This window comes from Pseudarthrobacter sp. C1 (assembly GCF_034720455.1).
Taxonomy (GTDB): Bacteria; Actinomycetota; Actinomycetes; order Actinomycetales; family Micrococcaceae; genus Arthrobacter.
The window spans coordinates 580056-596111 of sequence record NZ_JAYESK010000001.1 but is presented as its reverse complement, the minus strand read 5'-3'; the positions used below and the strand labels follow the sequence as shown (position 1 = coordinate 596111).

The 16056-nt window shown below is 66.0% G+C and carries 13 protein-coding genes and 1 riboswitch; of the genes, 10 read left to right on the top strand and 3 right to left on the bottom strand.

What is annotated here, in order from left to right; translation table 11 throughout:
• Positions 1-77: 77 nt before the first annotated feature.
• Positions 78-1205 (bottom strand): multiple monosaccharide ABC transporter substrate-binding protein, encoded by a 1128-nt coding sequence (chvE, locus tag U7114_RS02605; protein ID WP_370460433.1) that lies wholly within the window; start codon positions 1203-1205, stop codon positions 78-80.
• A gap of 265 nt (positions 1206-1470) precedes the next feature.
• Here chvE and araB point away from each other — a divergent pair, with 265 nt between their 5' ends.
• The 7 genes from araB (at position 1471) to U7114_RS02570 (ending at position 8126) form a co-directional block, all read left to right on the top strand.
• Complete coding sequence (gene araB, locus U7114_RS02600) at positions 1471-3231, top strand: ribulokinase (RefSeq protein ID WP_157239076.1); 1761 nt, start codon at positions 1471-1473, stop codon at positions 3229-3231.
• Positions 3228-3956, top strand: a complete 729-nt coding sequence (locus tag U7114_RS02595; protein WP_323056478.1) for an L-ribulose-5-phosphate 4-epimerase — start codon at positions 3228-3230, stop codon at positions 3954-3956. Before araB ends, U7114_RS02595 begins: the two co-directional genes overlap by 4 nt.
• Positions 3957-4007: 51 nt before the next feature.
• A complete protein-coding gene (gene araA, locus U7114_RS02590) occupies positions 4008-5528 on the top strand; it encodes an L-arabinose isomerase (RefSeq protein WP_323056477.1) in 1521 nt (506 codons plus the stop codon).
• Between the two features lie 48 nt (positions 5529-5576).
• On the top strand, positions 5577-6590 hold the full coding sequence (locus tag U7114_RS02585; RefSeq protein ID WP_323056476.1) for a LacI family DNA-binding transcriptional regulator: 1014 nt from the start codon (positions 5577-5579) through the stop codon (positions 6588-6590).
• Between the two features lie 94 nt (positions 6591-6684).
• Positions 6685-6888, top strand: coding sequence for a hypothetical protein (locus tag U7114_RS02580; protein WP_157239070.1), 204 nt, complete (start codon positions 6685-6687; stop codon positions 6886-6888).
• A 91-nt stretch (positions 6889-6979) separates the two neighbouring features.
• Positions 6980-7282, top strand: coding sequence for a DUF4193 domain-containing protein (locus U7114_RS02575; protein WP_018762118.1), 303 nt, complete (start codon positions 6980-6982; stop codon positions 7280-7282).
• Between the two features lie 295 nt (positions 7283-7577).
• Complete coding sequence (locus U7114_RS02570; RefSeq protein WP_321215385.1) at positions 7578-8126, top strand: hypothetical protein; 549 nt, start codon at positions 7578-7580, stop codon at positions 8124-8126.
• A 99-nt stretch (positions 8127-8225) separates the two neighbouring features.
• On the opposite strand, the gene U7114_RS02565 is transcribed toward U7114_RS02570, so the two are convergent.
• Positions 8226-9782 carry an APC family permease gene (locus U7114_RS02565; RefSeq protein WP_323056475.1) on the bottom strand — a complete coding sequence of 519 codons (1557 nt, stop codon included), beginning with the start codon at positions 9780-9782 and terminating at the stop codon, positions 8226-8228.
• Positions 9783-10003: 221 nt separating this feature from the next.
• Here U7114_RS02565 and U7114_RS02560 point away from each other — a divergent pair, with 221 nt between their 5' ends.
• The gene (locus U7114_RS02560; RefSeq protein ID WP_157239065.1) at positions 10004-10483 is read left to right on the top strand and encodes a Dps family protein; all 480 of its coding nucleotides are present in this window, start codon (positions 10004-10006) and stop codon (positions 10481-10483) included.
• A gap of 101 nt (positions 10484-10584) precedes the next feature.
• Here the strand turns inward: U7114_RS02560 and U7114_RS02555 are convergent, their stop codons facing one another.
• Positions 10585-12162: an MFS transporter gene (locus tag U7114_RS02555; RefSeq protein ID WP_416235537.1), complete on the bottom strand. Its 1578-nt coding sequence runs from the start codon at positions 12160-12162 to the stop codon at positions 10585-10587.
• Positions 12163-12234: 72 nt separating this feature from the next.
• On the opposite strand from U7114_RS02555, the gene U7114_RS02550 reads away from it, so the two are divergent.
• Positions 12235-12774, top strand: coding sequence for a TetR/AcrR family transcriptional regulator (locus tag U7114_RS02550; RefSeq protein ID WP_157239061.1), 540 nt, complete (start codon positions 12235-12237; stop codon positions 12772-12774).
• A 92-nt stretch (positions 12775-12866) separates the two neighbouring features.
• Positions 12867-12965, top strand: a riboswitch (glycine riboswitch).
• A 179-nt stretch (positions 12966-13144) separates the two neighbouring features.
• Positions 13145-16054: an aminomethyl-transferring glycine dehydrogenase gene (gene gcvP, locus U7114_RS02545; protein ID WP_323056473.1), complete on the top strand. Its 2910-nt coding sequence runs from the start codon at positions 13145-13147 to the stop codon at positions 16052-16054.
• Positions 16055-16056: the final 2 nt, after the last annotated feature.

Below are 16056 nucleotides of genomic sequence, written 5' to 3'. Positions count from 1 at the left end.
TGGCCTTCCTGCTGCTGCAGGAAGGTGCGGGCGGGGCTGTGGCCGGATGCAGGTCCGGCCACAGCCCGGGACGCTGACTACTTGACGTCGGCGTCGGTGTAGTAACCCGAGTCGATCAGTTCCTTTTTGTAGTTGTCCTTGGTGATGATCACGGACTTCAGCAGGAAGGCCGGGACAACCTTGACCTTGTTGTCGTAGGTCTTGGTGTCGTTGGTCTCCGGTTCCTGGCCCTTGAGGACTGCATCAACCATCTTGACGGCCTGGGCGCCGAGCTGGCGGGTGTCCTTGAAGATGGTGGAGTACTGCTCGCCGGCGACGATGGACTTCACGGAGCCCTTTTCGGCGTCCTGGCCGGTGACTACCGGAAGGCTTCCCTTGGCGTAGCCGCCGGTGCTGGTGAGGGCGGAGATAATGCCGATGGACAGGCCGTCGTACGGGGAGAGGACGCCGTTCAGCTTGGTGCCCGAGCTGTAGGCGGAGGTGAGAATGTCTTCCATCCGCTTCTGTGCCACGGGTGCCTGCCAGCGAAGGATGGCGGCCTGCTCAAACTTGGCCTGGCCGCTGGGGACCTTCAGCGTGCCGGCATCCAGGTACGGCTTGAGGGTGTCCATGGCGCCGGTCCAGAAGAAGTTGGCGTTGTTGTCGTCCGGGCTTCCGGCGAAGAGTTCGACGTTGAAGGGGCCCTTGCCGTCCACCTTCTTGCCGCTGGCATCGACCAGGCCCAGGCCGGTCAGCAGCGACGTGGCCTGCTGGACGCCTACGGTGTAGTTGTCGAACGTGGTGTAGTAGTCCACGTTCGGAGTGCCGTTGATGAGACGGTCGTAGGCGATGACCTTGACGTTCTGCTCCTTGGCCTTGGCCAGGACGTCGGTCAGGGTGGTGCCGTCAATCGCAGCGATGATCAGGGCTTTGGCGCCCTTCGTCAGCATGTTCTCGATCTGCGAGACCTGGGTTGGGATGTCGTCGTTGGCGAACTGGAGGTCCGTCTTGTAGCCGAGGTCTTTCAGGGACTTCTCAACGTTGGCGCCGTCGGCAATCCATCGTTCGGATGTCTGGGTTGGCATCGAGATGCCAACCAGCGAGTCGCCGGGCTTCGCCGCGCCGCTGGATTCGGTGGCTCCGCCACGGGAGCCGCAACCGGTGGCTCCCACGGTCAGGGCGAGGACAAGGGCCACCGCGCCCATGAGTTTTTTGATTCTCACCATTTTCTCCTTCCGCGGCAGCATTGCCGCGAAGTGTTGTTGGGCCGGGAAGCAACGATGCTCCCGGCCCTGGCCACATGGTTGATGTGTCGGTTCAATATAGACTGATTTGTGAACGCTAACAAGAGCCTCCTGACGGAAACTCCGAAAACCTTTGACCTCATTGACTTCTTCTTTGTTAGCGTTCACACTTGCTGCAGCACTTAGCTCGACCCTGACCCTACAAAACCGGTAATGAGGCCTCTGCCTCCCGGATGGAGGCAACCCCATGCCAGCTGCGTTGTTCACTTCCAGCTCCGACGTCCACCCCGACCACTGCGTGATCGGGGTGGACTACGGAACCCTGTCAGGCCGTGCCGTGGTGGTGCGGGTCCGCGACGGCAAGGAGCTCGGCAGCGCCGTCCATGAGTATCCCCATGCAGTGGTGACCGGCTCCCTGCCCAAGGACGTGGCGGGCGACGACGGAGCACGGCTTCCCGGGGAATGGGCGCTTCAGGTGCCCAACGACTACAGGGACGTCCTGCGCATAGCCGTTCCCGCCGCAGTGGCCGCCGCGGGGATCGACCCGGCCGCCGTCGTCGGTATTGCCACTGACTTCACCGCCTGCACCATGGTGCCCGTCAAGGCGGATGGCACGCCCCTGAACGAATTGCCGGGCTATGCCAACCGGCCGCATGCCTACGTGAAGCTCTGGCGCCACCACGCCGCCCAAGGGCAGGCCGACCGGATCAACCGGCTGGCCGCCGAACGGGGCGAAGAGTGGCTTCCGCGGTACGGGGGCCTGATCTCCTCCGAGTGGGAGTTCGCCAAAGGCCTGCAGCTGCTGGAAGAGGATCCGGAGGCCTACGCCGCCATGGACCACTGGGTGGAGGCGGCCGACTGGATCGTCTGGCAGCTGTGCGGCCGCTACGTCCGCAACGCCTGCACCGCCGGCTACAAGGGCATCTACCAGGACGGGCGGTATCCCTCGGCGGATTTCCTGGCCGCCCTGAACCCGGACTTCAAGGACTTTGTCAGTTCCAAGCTGGAGCACGCCATCGGGCGGCTGGGGGACGCCGCCGGCACCCTGACGGCGGAGGCGGCAGCCTGGACCGGGCTGCCGGAGGGCATCGCCGTGGCCGTGGGAAACGTTGACGCCCACGTCACGGTCCCTGCCGCCAAGGCAGTGGAAGCCGGCCAGCTGGTGGCCATCATGGGCACCTCCACCTGCCACGTGATGAACGGCAACGAACTGCGGGAAGTGCCGGGAATGTGCGGGGCAGTGGACGGCGGCATCGTGCCGGGCCTGTGGGGCTACGAGGCCGGGCAGTCCGGCGTGGGGGACATCTTCGGCTGGTTCACCAAGTACGGCGTCCCGCCCGAATACCACCAGGCTGCCAGGGACGGCGGGCTGGGGATCCATGAGTACCTCACCGAACTGGCGTCGCGGCAGGCCATCGGGGAGCACGGCCTGATCGCACTCGACTGGCACTCGGGCAACCGCTCGGTGCTGGTGGACCATGAGCTGTCCGGCATCGTGGTGGGCCAGACCCTCGCCACCAGGCCCGAGGACACCTACCGCGCCCTGCTGGAAGCCACGGCCTTCGGAACCCGCACCATCGTGGACGCCTTCCGCGACGCCGGGGTTCCGGTGAAGGAATTCATCGTGGCCGGCGGCCTGCTCAAGAACAGGCTCCTGATGCAGATCTACGCGGACGCCACCGGCCTTCAGCTGTCCACCATCGGCTCGGAGCAGGGTCCGGCCCTGGGATCCGCCATCCACGCCGCCGTCGCCGCCGGAGAATACGCTGACATCCGGGAAGCTGCCGCCGCCATGGGTTCCGAACCCGGTGAGGTCTACACGCCCATCCCGGAAAACGTGGCCGCTTACGAGGAACTCTTCCAGGAGTACAAGGCCCTGCACGACTACTTTGGCCGCGGCGGCAACGACGTGATGCACCGGCTCAAGGCCATCCAGCGCAAAGCTGCCCGGACCGCCCTGCCCGGTGCCGGCTCCGCCGCCGAAACGGCCGTGGAGGTGTCCGCATGAGTGCAGGGAATGGAACCGGAACCGGGACCCTGGAAACCATCGCCCGGGTCCGTGAAGAAGTGTGCGCGCTGCATGCCGAGCTGACCCGCTACGAACTGGTGGTGTGGACCGCGGGCAACGTTTCCGCCCGGGTGCCGGGCACCGACCTGATGGTCATCAAGCCCTCCGGGGTCGCCTACCAGGACCTGACCCCGGAGCAGATGATCGTGACCGACCTGCACGGCACGCCCGTCAGGGGCACCAACGTCGGTGGCGGCGGCACGGTGGACTGGGGCAACCCGCCGCTGTCTCCGTCGTCGGACACAGCAGCGCACGCGTACGTCTACCGGCACATGCCGGAGGTGGGCGGCGTGGTGCACACCCACTCCACCTACGCCACCGCCTGGGCTGCGAGGGGGGAGGCCATCCCGTGCGTGCTGACCATGATGGGCGATGAGTTCGGCGGCTCCATCCCGGTGGGCCCGTTCGCGCTGATCGGCGACGACTCGATCGGCCACGGGATCGTGGAGACGCTGAAGAACTCCAATTCACCGGCTGTCCTGATGCAGAACCACGGTCCCTTCACCATCGGCAAGGACGCCCGCTCCGCCGTGAAGGCCGCCGTGATGTGCGAGGAGGTGGCCCGCACCGTCCACATTTCCAGGCAGCTGGGCGAGCCCCTGCCCATCGACCAGGGCTCCATCGACTCCCTCTATGCCCGCTACCAGAACGTCTACGGCCAATAAAAAGCACAGGCCAGTAATCCAGCGCCGCCACATCACTTCCCAGGAGAATCCATGAGCACCGCAGCAAACACTTCCCTCGACGGCTACGAGGTCTGGTTCCTCACCGGCAGCCAGCACCTGTACGGGGAGGAAGTCCTCAAGCAGGTGGCCGCCCAGTCCCAGGAGATCGCCAACCAGCTCAACGCCAATTCCGCCGTCCCGGTCAGGATTGTCTGGAAGCCTGTCCTCACGGATTCGGATGCCATCCGGCGGACCGCGCTGGAGGCGAACTCGGATGATTCCGTGATCGGTGTGACCGCCTGGATGCACACGTTCAGCCCGGCCAAGATGTGGATCCAGGGCCTGGACCTGCTGCGCAAGCCCCTGCTGCACCTCCACACCCAGGCCAACCGGGACCTGCCGTGGGCGGACATCGACTTCGACTTCATGAACCTGAACCAGGCCGCGCATGGAGACCGCGAGTTCGGGTACATCCAGTCCCGCCTGGGCATCGCCCGGAAGACCGTCGTCGGGCACGTCTCCAACCCTGACGTGGCACGCCAGGTGGGTTCGTGGCAGCGCGCCGCCGCCGGCTGGGCCGCCGTCCGCACCCTGAAGCTGACCCGCTTCGGCGACAACATGCGCAACGTCGCCGTCACCGAAGGCGACAAAACCGAGGCCGAGCTGCGCTTCGGCGTCGCCGTGAACACCTGGTCCGTGAACGAGCTCGCCGACGCCGTGCACGGCGCGGCGGAGGCCGACGTCGACGCCTTGGTGGCGGAATATGAGGACCTTTACGACGTGGTGCCGGAGCTCCGCGCAGGCGCGGCCAGGCATGAATCGCTTCGGTACGGGGCCCGGATCGAACTCGGCCTGCGCAGCTTCCTGGAGGCCAACGGCTCCGCCGCGTTCACCACGTCCTTCGAGGACCTGGGCGCCCTGCGCCAACTTCCCGGCCTCGCGGTGCAGAGGCTCATGGCCGCCGGGTACGGCTTCGGCGCCGAAGGCGACTGGAAGACCGCCATCCTGGTCCGCGCCGCGAAGGTGATGGGCGCAGGCCTGCCCGGCGGTGCCTCGCTCATGGAGGACTACACCTACCACCTGGAACCCGGGTCCGAGAAGATCCTGGGCGCGCACATGCTGGAGGTCTGCCCCTCCCTCACGGCATCGAAGCCGCGCCTGGAAATCCACCCGCTGGGCATCGGCGGCAAGGAAGACCCGGTCCGCCTGGTGTTCGACGCCGATGCCTCCCCGGGCGTCGTCGTCGCACTGTCCGACATGCGGGACCGTTTCCGCCTGGTGGCCAACGCCGTCGACGTCGTTCCCCTGGAGCAGCCGCTGCCCAACCTGCCCGTGGCCCGCGCCCTGTGGGAGCCCAAGCCGGACTTCGCAACCTCCGCCGCGGCATGGCTCACCGCCGGCGCCGCCCACCATACCGTTCTCTCCACCCAGGTGGGCATGGCAGTGTTCGAGGACTTCGCCGAGATCGCCAAAACCGAACTGCTGACCATTGACGACGACACAACCATCCGGCAGTTCAAGAAGGACCTGAACTGGAACGCCGCCTACTACAAGCTGGCCGGCGGGATCTGACCCAGTGGCACGGCTGAGCTCCCGGCTCCTGCCACGGACAAGAACGCCGTGACGCGCGGCAAGCCTCGCCGGCTGCCGAGGCTTGAGGACGTGGCGGAGTTGGCCGGGGTCTCGCACCAGACCGTGTCACGGGTGGTCAACAACCACCCCAACGTGAGCGCGGGGACGCGGGAAAGAGTGGAAGCGGTGATAGCCCGGCTTGGCTACCGCCGCAACACCGCAGCCCGGAGCCTGGTCACCCGGCGCTCGCAGACCATCGGGGTCCTGGGCAGCGAGCTCTCCCAGTACGGTCCTGCCAATACATTGCTGGGCGTGGAACGCGCTGCAAGGGACGCGGGATATTTCGTCAGCGTCGCCGCGTTGCGGGAGTTCAGCCGCGACGCGATCCTGGACGCCGTCAGGCACTTCCTGGACCAGTCGGTGGACGGCATCGTGGTAATCGTTCCGCACCTTGAGACGCTGGCGGCGCTGGCGGAACTTCCCATCGGAGTGCCGGTGGTGGCCGTGGGACCCGATGGGAACGACACGGTTGGCGGCGTCAGGGTGGACCAGCGCCGCGGGGCTGAACTGGCCGTGCGGCACCTTATCGGGCAGGGGCACGTCCGGATCGGGCACGTCGCGGGGCCGCAGGACTGGATCGATGCCGTGGCGCGCGCCGACGGCTGGCGGTCCACCCTTGCCTCTGCCGGACTCGATACGGACCTGATCATCGAAGGTGACTGGAGCGCCGGCAGCGGCTACGAAATCGGCCGGCGGATCGCGGCGACCCGCCGGGCAACTGCCCTCTTCGTGGGCAACGACCAGATGGCCTTGGGAGTCCTTCGCGCACTGACCGAGGCTGGCATCAAAGTGCCGCAGGACGTGTCCGTGGTGGGCTTCGACGACCAGCCCGAGGCCGGCTACTTCAGTCCGCCGCTGACGGTGGTTCGGCAGGACTTCGAGGAACTGGGCCGGCGGTGCATGCAGATGATGTTCACGGCGTTCGACGGGACGGAAGGACCCCGGACACTCGTGGTGGAGCCGGAACTCGTCCTGCGCAGCAGCACGGCGCCGCCCGCCTGAAAAGTCCGCCCGGAGACCGGGCCGGCAGCTGATTTAATCCGGGGGAGACCGCCGCGAAACGTGGCCACAACAATCGCTGCGTAGGTTTCATTGCATGACGGACACCCTGCTCATCCGGCTCCGCGACTGGCTGCTGGATACGTTCACCTACGAATCCGAGTCCAATGCCGCCGGCGCCATGGCCGACGCCAGCCGGTGGGGCTGGCTTCCGGCCTTGAGTGGAGTGTCCCTGGGCGCCGACCAGGCCCGGTCCGAGCATGCAGGAACAGCGGGTGGAAGCGGCGGAATGTCTGCTTAGCCACACTATTGCGCCAGTAGGGCGATAATGCCCTAAACTGCTGCACTGAGGTGCCTGAATGGCGCTGCGCAGCAACGAAAGTGAACAGGCTATGGCTACCGATTACGATGCTCCACGCAAGCAGGAAGAAGAGTCGCCCGCCGACTCTCTTGAAGCCCTCCAGGCGTCGCGGAGCGGCAACGCGCAGACAGCGGTCATAGATGTCGACGAGAACGACACTGCCGAGGGCATTGACCTGCCGGGTGCGGATCTTTCCAACGAGGAACTGACGGTCATTGTTGTTCCCGAGCAGTCCGATGAGTTCACCTGCTCGTCGTGCTTCCTGGTCCGCCACCGCTCGCAGGTTGCCCGGGAAAAGGACGGCCTGAAGTACTGCCGCGACTGCGAAGGCTGACCCTTCTTCCGGATTGCCCGGCGCCGGCCACCCCCCTCGGGTGACCGGCGCTTCTTGTCTCCTGCCGCCGTCGTTATCCCGGTAACGGCAAGGTGCCGGAACAATGCCGAAACAACACGGAACGGGTTCCAAACGGGCCGGCGGGAGCCCTGTTTCGGCTCTCGCTATACAGGGGCGTGATGAAGGGCGCCGCGGGTTAACGGTTGCGTGGCGAAGCGGCAACAAACCTCGTTTCGCGCCGTAAACGCTCCTACTCTTGAGCTATCCATTCGCTCCACACATGGGTGGCTCCAAAATGAAAAAGTTCTACACCTGGCTGGCTGCCATCCTCCTGGCGGCCGGGCTGGGAATCGTGGTTCCGGGTCCCGCCTCCGCTTCCACCTCCTACTGCGGGCTCGTATGGGGGTCTTTGGCCAAGGCCGACCAAAGCATGAGCACCGCCACCGTCACCAATGTCCGGACCGGGCAGCACTACTGCTTCGACAGGATGGTGGTGGACCTCAACGGCGCCGTTGCGGGTTATACCGTGCGGTACGTTCCACAGATAGTCCAGGACGGGTCCGGCTTTGCCATCCCCGTCCGGGGGAACGCGCGCCTGCAGGTGACAGTGAACTCGCCCGCCTACGACGAGGACTACAACTCCACCTACAACCCGCCGAACCAGGCTGAGCTCTCAAACGTTGCCCGCTACCAGACTTTCCGCCAGGTGGTCCTTGCCGGCAGCTACGAGGGCTACACCAGCATCGGGCTGGGCGTACGGGCCCGCCTGCCGTTCCGGGTCTTCACCCTGGACGGGCCGGGCTCCGGGTCGCGCCTGGTGGTTGACGTGGCGCACTACTGGTGACAGTCAGCCAACCAGCACCGAAGGTGCCGTTCCCCCGGTTTCCAGATGAACGGCACCTTCCTTCGCCGGCGGTGACGGCCTCCGGAAGCCTCCGCGCCTTTACTCCGGGACCACCAGTGCGGGGGTATCCCGCTTAAGGGTCTCGCCGCGGAAGAAGCCGGGGCGGACCCTGGCCATGATGAGCATGACGACGGCACCGGACGCCAGGATGCCGACGCCCAGGACAAAGACCAGGCCCACCCCGAACACCTCCGAGCCGCTGCCGAACTCCGGCGCCCAGCTGTCCACGGCGGTCTGCAGGAACACTACGAACAGTCCCACGCCGCCCAGCACCGGGCACACCAGGCGGAGGACGAAGTGGCGCATGCTGTTGAACAGGCTGTGGCGGAAGTACCAGGCGCAGGCCAGGGCAGTGAGGCCGTAGTAGAAGCAGATCATCAACCCGAGCGCCAGGATGGTGTCATTGAGGACATTCTCGCTGACCACGTGCATCACGGCGTAGAAGCCCGCGGACATGATGCCGGCGGCAACCGTGGCGAAGCCCGGCGTCGCAAACTTCCTGCTGACCCGGCTGAACGGCTCCGGAAGCGCGCCGTAGTACCCCATGGCCAGCAGGCTGCGGGACGGCGACATGAACGTGGACTGCAGGGACGCGGCAGAGCTGGACAGCACTGCCATGGACATAAGGATGGCGAACGGACCCATGATGGGAGAGGCCAGTGCCGTGAAGATGTTTTCGTGGATCTCGGTGTTGTTCAGGCCGTTGCCGGTATCACCTACGCCGGCGAACATCATGGTGGCGATGCTCACCGTCAGGTAGATCGCCAGGACGATCACGGCGGTCAGGGTTCCGGCCAGTCCTGCCGTCCTCTTGCCGTTGGAGGTTTCCTCATTGACGGTCAGGCAGACGTCCCAGCCCCAGTAGACAAAGATGGACAGTGAGATGCCTGCGGCGATCTGCCCGAAGGTCTCGATCCTGGTGACGTCGAACCACTCCCAGCTGAACGGGATGGCAGTGTCAGAGGCGGACCAGTTGGCGAAGGCCATGCCTACAAAGAGGCCCAGGACAAGCAGCTGGAATCCCACCAGGCTGTACTGGACCAGCTTGGTGGTGTGCAAGCCGCGGTAGCTGACCCAGACGGCCAGGGCCACGAACACAAAGCAGGTCAGCACGTTCAGGGCCTTGTTTGCCGCCAGGTCGGCGAGCTCCGGCGAGCCCGTCAGCTGGGAAAGGAAAAGGTAAAAGAAGTCGACGGCGACTCCCGCGAGGTTGGAGAGCACAATGATGTTGGCCGCCAGCAGGCCCCACCCGCCCATCCAGCCAACCCACGGGCCGAAGGCCTTGGTGACCCAAGTGAAGGTGGTGCCGCTGTCCGGGGAATCGGCGTTGAGTTCCCGGTAGGCAAGGGAGACCAGGATCATGGGGATGAAACCGATCAGGAAGATGACGGGCAGCTGGAGCCCGGCTTCGTTGACCGTGGGGCCAAGGGCGCTGGTCAAGGTGTAGGCGGGGGCGATGGTGGAAATGCCCAGGACGACGACGGCGAGAAGTCCCAGCTGCCCGCCCTTCAGTCCTTTGGGGCTGGTGCCGGCGGCTGCCGGTGAGGGCCTCCCGGAGCCGTAGGCGGATGTGCTGGTGCGGATGGTCTCGGTCATGGCACCACTTTCTGGAGAAGTTGAGACGACGGTCACTATATGAATGGCGTTCATTTAGTATGGAGGGGAGCGCCTCAGGAAGCAAGGAAAATAATGAACGGCGTTCTTTTGTTTCGGTTGTGAGCGATTTAGTAAGCTCACTGAGAAATTCCCCGCGAGCCCTCGGCCGTGCCCGCTGGTGCTGGTAGCGTCGGGCTTACTGGACCAATTGAGGAGGATGCATGAAAGCTTCACCGACACTGACCAACAACCTGCAGGCCGTGCTCGCCGACCTGATTGAACTGCACATCCAGGGCAAGCAGGCACACTGGAATATTGTGGGAACCAACTTCCGCGACCTCCACCTGCAGCTGGATGAGATCGTTGACGCCGCCCGCCAGTTCGCCGACGACACCGCCGAGCGGATGCGGGCCCTCCACGCCCTGCCTGACGGCCGCAGCTCCACCGTGGCCGGGTCCACCAGCCTGGCCCAGTTCCCTGACGGCCTGATCAGCACCAAGGATGCGATCGAGCGGATCGTGGCTGCCCTTGAGGCTGCCGTTGGCACCATGCGCAAGGTTCACGATGAGGTGGATGAAGAGGATCCCACCACCGCGGACCTGCTGCACGAGTTCATCGCCAAGCTGGAGCAGTTCGCCTGGATGGTCAATGCTGAAACCATGAAGCCCACCGCGAGCGTAACGGCGCCGGACTCTAAGTAGCAGCACCCGCGGCGAAGCGGCCTGCCCGGCGCCCGCGGCCGGAGCCACACGCTCCGGCTGCGGGCGCTTTGCTGTCACCGGCGGGGGCACGCCTGCGGCCTTCAGCTGGCTGCCTTGGGCACCTTCCGGAGTACGACGGCGGCGAGGACTGCCGCCGTCGCCATCAGTACCAGCCCAATCGCTGCGGTGACGTGCACCCCTGACTCGAAGGCCGAGCCGGCGGCCTGCCGGAGGGTGCTGGCCATGGGGCCCGGCAGGCCGGCTGCCAGTTCCATGGCTCCAGCGAGGGTCTCTCGGGCGTGCGCGGTGCTTTGGGCGGGGGCGGTTTCTGCGAGGCCGGCCGGAAGCCGCAGGTTGTGCTGGTAGGAAGCTGTGAGGATGGAACCCAGCACGGCGGTTCCCAAAACGGCGCCAATTTCGTACCCCGTCTCGGAAATCGCTGCCGCCGCCCCGGACTTTTCCGGCGGCACGCTTCCCAGGATGAGATCGTTGGAGATGGTCTCTGCCGTCCCCACGCCCAGTGCAAGGACCAGCAGCGCGCCGAGTAGCAGCGCGGGCCCGCCCCCGGTGCTTCCGAAAGCCACCATGCTGTAGCCGGCGGCGCTCATGGCGAGTCCTGCCGCCACCACGAAGCCCGGCCGTACTTTCCTCACCGCCGGCACCACGGCAAGGCCCGACACCATGGTGGCCGCCAGTGCCGGGACCATGGCCATTCCGGCAGCCGAGGGGGACATGCCTTCAATGAGCTGGAGGTGCTGGGCGAGGAAGAGGATAAAGCCGTTGAATGAAAACAGGGCCAGGATATTGGCAGTGATGGCCATGCTGAACACCCTGTTCCGGAACAGGGACAGGTCCAGCAGTGGACTGTGCAGCCGCTGCTGCCTGCGTACGAAGGCCGCGCCCATTGCCAGGCCGAGCGCCATGGTTCCGAGGGCTGTGGCACCCGGGCCTTCGGTGGCCAGGTCCTTGATCCCGTAAACCATGGGAACCATGGTGAACAGGGAGAGCAGGATGCTGGGCACGTCCACCTTCCCCGGTGACGGGTCCCTGGACTCCGGGATGAAGGCCGGGCCCAGGGTCAGGAGCGGCAGCATGATGGGCACTGCCACCAGGAGTACGGCTCCCCACCAGAACTGTTCCACCAGCCACCCGCCAAGGATGGGCCCCAGTGCGGCGCCGCCCGAGAATCCGGCGGCCCAGATGGCGATGGCCAACCTCCGCCGGTTGGGGTCCGGGAAGATGTTGCGGATCAGGGACAGCGTGGCGGGCATCAGCATGGCGCCGAAGAAGCCAAGGAATGCCCTGCCTGCGATGAGCCATCCGGCGCTGGGGGCAAAAGCGGTTGCTGCCGAGACTGCGGCAAAGCCGATGCTGCCGATGACCAGCAGGCGGCGCCGGCCGATCCTGTCGCCCAGGCTTCCCATGGCAACCAGCAGCCCGGCCAGCACCAGCGGGTAGGCGTCCACAATCCACAGCAGTTCTACCCCCGAGGTGCGGAGGGCGGCGGCAATGGCAGGCAGGGCGAAGGTCAGGGCCGTGTTGTCCACGGCTACCAGCAGGACCGGGAACATCAGCAGGCCCAGCGCCAGCCAGTCGCGCCAGCTGCCCCCGGGCAGGCCTGGCGCGGGCAATGCGGTTGGAGCCGGGCGGATGGTGCTCTGTTGAGAGGCGGCGGGCATGATCATGCTTTAACTATACCGTCTGGACGGTACAGTTAAAAAACAGGTTCGTGACCATGCATGATGGGAACCATGGCCAGAAAACCCGTTGCGCGAGATGCCGTCCTGGATGCCTTCGAAGAACTCCTGATCGACGTGGGGGAGCGGGCTGCCACCCTGGACGCGGTGGCCAAGCGCGCGGGCGTCTCCAAGGGGGGCCTCCTGTACCACTTCCCCAACAAGGAAGCGCTGATCGCCGCCACCCTTGAACGGCTGGACCGCCTGGCAGGGGAGGACCTCGCCGCCATGGCCTCCGCACCGGAGGGGGCGGCGGCATACTTCATCAAGTCGTCGCTGTGGTCCGATACTCCGATGGACCGCTCCTTTGTGGCCGTGACGCGGCTGGCGGAGGTGGCCCACGAGGAAGCCCGCCGCCGCTTCGCCGCCATCCAGCAGCAATGGCTGGAGCTTATCGGGCAGGACGTGGGCACGCCCATGGCAAAGGCAGTGCTGTACATGGGGGACGGGCTGTACTTCAACGCCATGTGGGAAAGCGGGCCGTCCGGGAAGGCGGGGAGCAGGCAGGCGGACGTGGCGGAACTCCTGTCAGCCGTGGAACGGCTACGGGGCTAGCTGACATTTGCCCCCGGGCCCGCGGCATAGGAGAATTGTGCTGTGTGCGGGCCGTTACCCGTGCGCCAGAGACAACCCAAATGAATAGCCTTTGATCTGCGGCGGGAGAGTTCTGCCAGAAGGTACAAGCAGGCGCCGTAGGAGCAATACCTCCCCAGGAATCTCACAGGCCCATGTACCGCCGCGGCGAGGCACCTCTGGAAAGCAGCACGCCGTCCGCTTTGAGGTCCGTTCCCCGGATCCCTTGACTGACGTGCTCACCGACGGTGCAAGCGGTGCCCGCGTGTTCAGGCAACGCGGAAACTCTCAGGTACAGATACAGAGCGGGGAGGACCCGAATCGATGCGGCGTATCCTGCGCCGCCTTAGTTATGGAGTTCCTCGTGACTGTATCTCCGGCCTCCGCCGTTCCGGCCACTGCCACCCCGGCAACTGCCGAACCCGCTTCTGCCGCCACCTTTGTTGACCGGCACATCGGCGCAAGGCGCAAGGCCGACGTCGAAACCATGCTCAAGGCCGTGGGCTACGACACCGTGGACGCGCTGGTTGATACCGCCGTCCCCAAGGACATCCGGCAGGACTCTGCGCTGGAACTGGCAGGTGCGCTGAGCGAGGTGGAGGCCCTCACTGAGCTCCGCCGGCTGGCCGGCAAGAACAAGACCGCGGTGCAGATGATCGGCCAGGGCTACTACGACACCGTCACGCCGCCGGTGATCCGCCGCAACATCCTCGAGGGCCCGGCGTGGTACACCGCCTACACCCCGTACCAGCCGGAGATTTCCCAGGGCCGGCTCGAGGCGCTGCTGAACTTCCAGACCATGGTGCAGGACCTGGTGGGCCTGCCCATCGCCAATGCCTCCCTGCTGGACGAAGCAACGGCCGTGGCCGAGGCCGTGCTGATGATGCGGCGGGCCAATAAGAACGCAGATGCCCGGGACGGCAAGACTGTGCTGGATGCCGACTGCCTGCCGCAGACCATTGCCATCGTGAGGGGACGGGCAGAGGCACTGGGCTTCGAGGTGGAAGTGGCCGACCTTTCCAACGGACTTCCCGACGGCGCCATCAATGGTGTGGTGCTCCAGCAGCCGGGCGCTTCCGGCCGCGTCTTTGACCACGCCGCAGTGATTGCCGACGCCAAGAGCCGCGGGGCGCTGGTGACCGTGGCCGCCGACCTCCTGGCCCTCACCCTCATCACGCCTCCCGGCGAGCAGGGCGCGGACATCGCCGTGGGCTCCGCCCAGCGCTTCGGCGTCCCGCTGTTCTACGGCGGCCCGCACGCGGCCTACATGGCTGTGCAGAAGGGCCTCGAACGCTCCATGCCGGGCCGCCTCGTCGGTGTCTCGAAGGACAATGCCGGCGTTCCCGCCTACCGCTTGGCACTCCAGACCCGCGAGCAGCACATCCGCCGCGAGAAGGCCACGTCCAACATCTGCACCGCCCAGGCGTTGCTGGCCATCGTGGCTTCGATGTACGCCGTGTACCACGGCCCGGAGGGCCTGAAGGCGATCGCCCAGTCAGCACACTCCCACGCGAAGATGCTGGCCGCGTCCCTCAAGGCCGCCGGTTTGGACGTGCTGCACACCAGTTTCTTCGACACCGTCACCGTCTCCGTGCCGGGCAAGGCTGCCGGGATCGTCGCTGCCGCCGAAGCCACGGGCATCAACCTGCGCCTCATCGACGCGGACACGGTGGGCTTCTCCGCCGATGAAACGACAACATCAGAAATTGCCGCCGGGGTGCTGGAGGCCTTCGGCGTCCCGGCCGCCGCGGACGGCGAGGGAGAATTCGCGCTGGATGCCGCCGTCGTGCGTTCCTCCGCGTACCTGCAGCACCCGGTGTTCAACACGCACCGTTCCGAAACCCAGCTGCTGCGCTACATCAGGAAGCTTTCGGACCGTGACCTTGCGCTGGACCGCACCATGATCCCGCTGGGCTCCTGCACCATGAAGCTGAACGCCACGGCCGAGATGGAAGCCATCTCCTGGCCGGAGTTCGCCTCCATCCACCCGTTCGCCCCGGACTCCCAGACGGAGGGCTGGCGCGAACTGATTGCCGACCTCGAGGCGCAGCTGACCGAGATCACCGGGTACGACCAGGTGTCCATCCAGCCCAACGCCGGCTCGCAGGGCGAGCTCGCCGGACTGCTGGCGATCCGCGGCTACCACCACTCCCGCGGGGACCAGCAGCGCAAGGTCTGCCTGATCCCGGCCTCGGCGCACGGCACGAACGCCGCGTCCGCAGTCCTGGCCGGCATGAAGGTGGTGGTGGTGGCCACGGCACCGGACGGAACCATTGACCACACTGACCTGTACGCCAAGATCGAAGCCAACAAGGATGCCCTGTCCTGCATCATGATCACGTACCCGTCCACTCACGGGGTGTACGACGCCGACGTCCGTGAAGTCTGCGACGCCGTCCACGCAGCCGGCGGCCAGGTATACATCGACGGCGCCAACCTCAACGCGCTTGTCGGGCTGGCGCAGCCGGGCAAGTTCGGCGGCGACGTTTCGCACCTGAACCTGCACAAGACCTTCTGCATCCCGCACGGCGGCGGCGGACCCGGCGTCGGGCCCGTTGCTGCCAAGGCACACCTGGCACCGTTCATGCCCGGCAACGCCGCCACCTGGACCGAAGGCAACGACGTGCCGATCTCGGCGTCAAAGTACGGCTCCGCGGGCGTGCTCCCCATTTCCTGGGCGTACGTGAAGCTGATGGGCGGCCACGGACTCACCGAGGCCACCAAGTCCGCGCTGCTGGCAGCGAACTACGTCGCAGCCCGCCTGAACGATTTCTTCCCGGTCCTCTACACCGGCGAAGGCGGGCTTGTGGCACACGAGTGCATCCTTGACCTGCGCGAGCTCACGGCACGGACCGGGGTCACGGCCGAGGACGTGGCCAAGCGGCTCATCGACTACGGCTTCCACGCCCCCACCCTGGCCTTCCCCGTCGCGGGGACGCTCATGGTGGAGCCCACGGAGTCCGAGGACCTCGGGGAAATCGACCGCTTCATCGAGGCCATGATCGCGATCCGCGCCGAAATCGACCAGGTGGCGGACGGTGACTTCACTGTTGCAGAGAGCCCGCTCCGGAACGCTCCGCACACGGCCGCGGCGGCGATCAGCAGCGACTGGGACCGCGCCTACCCCCGCGAGCAGGCCGTATTCCCGGTGAAATCGCTTAAGCAGGACAAGTACTTCCCGCCGGTCGGCCGCATCGACGGCGCAGCGGGGGACCGGAACCTGATCTGCTCCTGCCCGCCGCTTTCCGAGTTCGAAAACTAAGG